At 74.9% G+C, this 4,373-nt stretch carries 3 protein-coding genes and 1 pseudogene; 3 read left to right on the top strand and 1 reads right to left on the bottom strand.

Going from position 1 to position 4,373, the window contains the following annotated elements; translation table 11 throughout:
• Positions 1 to 1,496, top strand: a 1,496-nt coding sequence (locus ACSNOK_RS31105) for a serine/threonine-protein kinase (protein ID WP_436784143.1), incomplete at its 5' end; no start/stop codon positions are given.
• Positions 1,497 to 1,530: 34 nt separating this feature from the next.
• Positions 1,531 to 1,653: pseudogene (locus ACSNOK_RS31100) on the top strand (esterase); the annotation flags it as partial.
• A 262-nt stretch (positions 1,654 to 1,915) separates the two neighbouring features.
• Here ACSNOK_RS31100 and ACSNOK_RS31095 read toward each other — a convergent pair.
• Complete coding sequence (locus tag ACSNOK_RS31095) at positions 1,916 to 2,320, bottom strand: peptidase inhibitor family I36 protein (protein ID WP_436784142.1); 405 nt, start codon at positions 2,318 to 2,320, stop codon at positions 1,916 to 1,918.
• A gap of 933 nt (positions 2,321 to 3,253) precedes the next feature.
• Here ACSNOK_RS31095 and mmsB point away from each other — a divergent pair.
• Positions 3,254 to 4,204 (top strand): 3-hydroxyisobutyrate dehydrogenase, encoded by a 951-nt coding sequence (gene mmsB / locus ACSNOK_RS31090; RefSeq protein WP_436784141.1) that lies wholly within the window; start codon positions 3,254 to 3,256, stop codon positions 4,202 to 4,204.
• Positions 4,205 to 4,373 lie beyond the last annotated feature (169 nt).

Genomic DNA, 4,373 nt, shown 5'->3' with positions numbered 1-4,373 from the left:
AATCGGGGGCGGTTGGTGAGGGCGAGGGCACGCCCGGGGAGGGCACGGGGACGGGCGTTGAGGGGGCCGGTTCTGCCGGCGCGGGCGTGCCACCGTCCGGCGCCCCGGCCGACGTCGCGCTCAAAATCCTCTCGACCGAGGGGCTGGCCCCCCGCCAGGCGCGCGGCGTCGCCGAGGCCGCCCGCCGCGAGGTCGAACTCGGCTCACGCGCCCGGCATCCCCGGCTGATCCGCCTGCTCGACTCCTTCGTCCTCGGCCGGCCCGGCGATTCGTACCTGGACGGCGCGATCGTCCTGGTGATGGAACGCGCGGCGGGCAGTCTGCGCGACCGTCTCGCGGCCGGTGTCACGCCCGGCGAGGGCGCCCGGCTCGTCACCGAGATCTGCGAAGGTCTGGCCCACCTGCACCGCAGCGGCTGGGTGCACGGCGACCTCAAACCGGACAACGTCCTGCTGATGGCGGACGGTTCGGTCCGGCTCTCCGACTTCGGGCTCGCCACGGAGCTGACCGCCACACAGGGCACTCACGGCTACGCGCCCCCCATGGGCACCTTCGACTACCTGCCGCCCGAGCGCTGGAAGGCCCCGCTCGGCGAGCACGGCGTACGGGTCCGGCCCAGCGCCGACGTCTGGGCCCTGGGGATCCTCATCCACCAGGTGTTCGCGTCCGGGGCGACGCCGTTCCCCGGCGCCACGCCGGTGTCGCGGGCCGCGGCCGCGCAGGAGTACGCCGAGGGCCGGGCCCCGTTGCGCGTCGACCCCGCCGTACCGCCGTTCTGGCGGGACGTGATCACCGATTGTCTCGCCCCGACCCACGCCGCGCGCGCGGCCCACACCGCCGACGCACTACTGGACCGCATCGCCGGGCGACCGGCCGAGGAGCGCGCGGAGGAACCGGCGGAGGAATCTGCCGAGGGGCCCGCCGAGGGGGCCGGACCGCGGTCCGGCCCGGCACCGTCCCCGCACCGGCCGCACCCGGAACGCCGCAAGCGCGCCCGTGCCGCGGCGGCCCTGGCCGCCTCGGTGGCCGCGGTGGTGGCGGCGAGCTGGGCGTACGCGGGCGGCGGGCTCCGGGGCGGGTCCGGGCCGCCCCACGAGACGGCGGGATCGACCGCGGCGGCCTCGGCCGGCACCGCCGCCGAGGCCGCGTCCGGACAGGCGGGCGGCCGGATCCGGGTGTTCAACGCGGAGAAGCGCTGCCGCGACCGCGCCGAACGCACCCCGGACTGCAGCCTCGGACTGGCGATCGACCCCCTGCGGCCCTACACCATCGACAACGTCGTCCCGGCCCGCGTGTGGCACGGGGACGTCCTGGCGACCGAGTGCCAACTGACCCGGGGCGTGCCCATCGTGGACGAGACCGGCACGTGGTCCGCCCTGTGGTTCCGCGTCCGTCTGCCCGACGGCTCCCGCCCGGGCGGCGCCTGGCTGCCCGCCGTCCGCACCAAGGACCGACCGTCCGTTCCGGCATGCCCGCGCCCGACACCGACACGCTGAGCCGGACGCCGGACGCCGACGGGCCGAACCGGACATCCCTGACGGGCCGGTGAGCTCGCTCGTCGGCCCGCGCAACCGGGAGAACTTCCACCTCCACCAGCAGGTCCGGTGGATCGACGTGAACTTCCGCACCTTCGCCGAGTACGACGGCCGCGCCCGGCCTGCGGCGCGATGGCGGCCTCGTCGTCCACCGGGCGAACGTCACCTTGGGGATCCGCGAGGGCGGACCGGAGCCGGACCGGGTCGCCGACCTCGTGCGCGGGGGACGGAAACTGCGGGCGATCAAGGCCTACCGCGAACTTACCGGGAGGACCTGGCGGAGGCCGTGGCCGCGGTCGAGCGGTTGTCGGCGTAGCGTAGGCGGAAGGGTCCTGGGACGGGCTCGTACGAGGGAGGCGCGCGTCCTCCTTCCCGTGTGGTCAGCCCTCGCCGGGCGGAGTGCCGCAGCTCGGGCCGCCCGGGCCGTCGAACTGCACCGAGCTGAAGAAGTCCTGGTAAGAGGGGAAGAAGTTGCCCTTGCCGGTCGGGCCCGCGGAGGTCACGGCCGTGCAGCCGCCGTACTGCGGATCCGACCAGAGGTAGACGGTCGAGGAGGTCCGGTTCCAGTCCGACTTGGCCCGGTCGTTCATGCCGAGGGCCCCGAGGTCGGGTGTGCTCCCGCGGAGCTTGATCATGTCGCCGGTGCCGTCGAGGCCGGAGAACATGCAGTAGTAGCCGGCCGGGCACCGGTCGTACCCGTCGGCGGCATGGGCCGGGGCGGCCGGCAGCGCGGCGACGGCCGTCACCGCCAGCGGAACGAGCAGAGTGCGCAACGCGTTCTTCACGTCTGGGGCTCCTCGGTGTGAGCGGCGGGGAGGGCGAGGTGTTCCTCTTCTCCCTACCCCGCCCTGGCACACCGGGCACACCAGTGGGAGTGACGGCGCCCACGGGGGCGTGTGCGAGTAAGTACGCGCCGGTGGTCTCCCCGGCCCGGCCGACCCTGGACTTGGTAAGCGTCCAACTATATGGTCATGGCCGACAAGCCCGTGGCGCAGGTCAGTTGACGGGGTTGCCGGCGACAGGGGGGAACGTCACCGACGGAGTGGCGACGCGACGCCGGGGAGGCGGAAGGCGCGTGGTGATCCGGGAGCCGGAATACCGGCCGCCGCGCGGTACGTCCGCCGAGCGCACGCCCTCTCCGCGCGCGTCCGACCGGGAGGCTGCCGCCCGGCCGGGCCGGGCGTCGGCTCCGACAGCGGCCTTTCCGTACTCGTCGGCGTCAAGCGGTTCGTCCCCGGCGCCTTCGAGGCGGACGTTGTGACGGCGCGCAGTGGCGACGGCAGTCCCGTGGCGCGCCGCCGTTCACCGATGAACGCGAGGACTCCTCACCGCCGTTCAACCCCGACGAGGCGAGAACGGGGCGGCACGCCCAGCCCGCACGTGCCGGGCGGTGCTCGACGGTGCCAGGGCCTCGTCGGTCGCCGGCTCGGCGCCGAGGACCACGGCTTCGCGGGCGCGGGGCCCCGGGCGCCGGAACCAACGGAGACCGCGTCTCCCACACTGCCCTGTGCACGCCGGGCCCCGGCCCTGACCCGCTGGAGGGTGTGTGCACAGGGCGTCGGCGAGGGCCGGACCCCGGGCCGGACGGTCACTACGTCCCGCACGCCCTCACGTGCGCCGACGCCTCCGCCCGGGGCGTCGTCGGCCGCTTCTACGCCCGCTCGGCGACCGGGAGCCGTTCCGGACCCCGGCGACGTTCCACTACAGGAGGTGCCCTGGTGACTGAGACGAACGCGACGAGTGCGACGAACGCCCGGGAGAGCAAGGCCGTCGGCTTTGTCGGGCTGGGCAACATGGGTGGCCCGATGGCCGCCAACCTGGTGAAGGCCGGTCACCGGGTGAGCGGGTTCGACTTGGTGCCGGAGGCTCTCCGGGCCGCCGAGGGGAAGGGGGTCCGGCCGGCCGCGTCGGCCGCCGAGGCCGTGGCCGGGGCGGACGTCGTCTTCACGATGCTGCCGACGGGACGGGACGTCCTCGGTCTGTACGCGGACGAGGGGGTGCTGGCCGCCGCGCCGCCCGGCACTCTGTTCGTGGACTGTTCGACGATCGACGTGGCCGACGCCCGGGCGGCCCACGAGGTGGTGCGTGAGGCGGGGCACCGGCCCTTGGACGCGCCGGTCTCGGGTGGGGTGTTCGGTGCCGAGGCGGCCACGCTGACCTTCATGGCCGGCGGTGAGGCGGCGGAGTTCGCGGCGGCCGAGCCGGTGCTGGCCGCCATGGGGCGCAGGGCCGTGCACTGCGGGCCCGCCGGGGCCGGGCAGGCCGCCAAGATCTGCAACAACATGATCCTCGGCATCTCGATGATCGCCGTCAGCGAGGCCTTCGTCCTCGGCGAGAGCCTCGGACTCTCCCGGGAGGCCCTGTTCGACGTGGCCTCCACCTCCTCCGGCCAGTGCTGGGCCCTGACCGTCAACTGCCCGGTGCCCGGCCCCGTCCCGGCCAGCCCCGCCAATAACGACTACCGGCCCGGCTTCGCCGCCCCGCTGATGGCCAAGGACCTCGGCCTCGCCGCCGGCGCCATCCGGGCCGGCGGCGTGGACGCCGCCCTCGGGCTGCGCGCGGCCGAACTGTACGCCGCGTTCGCCGAAGGGCGGGGCGCCGAGGAGGACTTCTCCGGCATCATCCGCGCGATACAGGAGCGCTCGGGGAAGGGCGGGGGAAGCGTGTGACGTATGGTGCCGCCGCCCTCGGCGGGTGAGTCGTTATTTCGTCGGCTTTCGGGCGCCAAGCCCGGAAGGCGCGCGGGCGTCACGGCGGCCCTCCGCCTCCCGTCGGCCGAGGATGCCGCCGATGTGGGCCAGGCACGAGTTGTCCGCCGCGCAGAGGGCCCGGGCGCCC

This window comes from Streptomyces sp. URMC 126 (assembly GCF_051386555.1).
Classification (GTDB): domain Bacteria; phylum Actinomycetota; class Actinomycetes; order Streptomycetales; family Streptomycetaceae; genus Streptomyces.
Note: the sequence above shows the minus strand (reverse complement) of the source record. Positions and strands in the feature narration are given on the sequence as shown.